Here is a 674-nt window from a genome sequence, read left to right on the forward strand (position 1 = left end):
GCAAATCCACCTGTTCGAATTACAACATTATCATCTCCTTTAATTTCAAAACCAGAAATATCCACTGAGCCATACATATAAAAATCACCCGGCAGTAATCTTATTTTGCTTGTTCCAGCACTTTTTGCTAAATCTAAAGCACTCTGAATTGTAACCTCATCCTGAAATCCTTTTGCAACAAAATGGGGCCTCAATAAATCATCGTCCATAACATAATTAAAAGGAGCAACTACAACCTCACGAATAGCACCTAAATGATCCTTCGAACCTATATGTTGAGAAGTTGTCAGATAATCATAATGCGTATAATCTCCCCATGTAAGACCCTCATACTCATAAAACCTAATATTCATATCAAATTTGGTAACTTTTTTAGAGAGAATCAAGAAAAAATGCTCAATGCCTGTGTCTTCAAACCTGATTCGTACAAAATCAGTAAGCTCTAACTCCTGAATTGATCTGAAATTCACTATTGTATGACCTTTAACTCTCAAATTAGTTAAAAAATCAAAAAGTACGCCAGCTGATTTAGAATCAAAAATAAATCTAGTCGTATATTCAAAACGTTTACTGTAAAAATCATCTGCATTATTTGTTTGCAATATATTACGAGCTGTAGTATAAAAAACATCACCATATATATCAAAATAGTAAATATAACGAGAACCCTGACT

General features: G+C 32.6%; 1 pseudogene. It reads right to left on the reverse strand.

From position 1 onward, the window contains the following. Nucleotides 1–674: pseudogene (locus U881_RS10740) on the reverse strand (right-handed parallel beta-helix repeat-containing protein); the annotation flags it as partial.

The organism is Borrelia persica No12 (genome assembly GCF_000500045.1).
Taxonomy (GTDB): Bacteria; Spirochaetota; Spirochaetia; order Borreliales; family Borreliaceae; genus Borrelia; species Borrelia persica.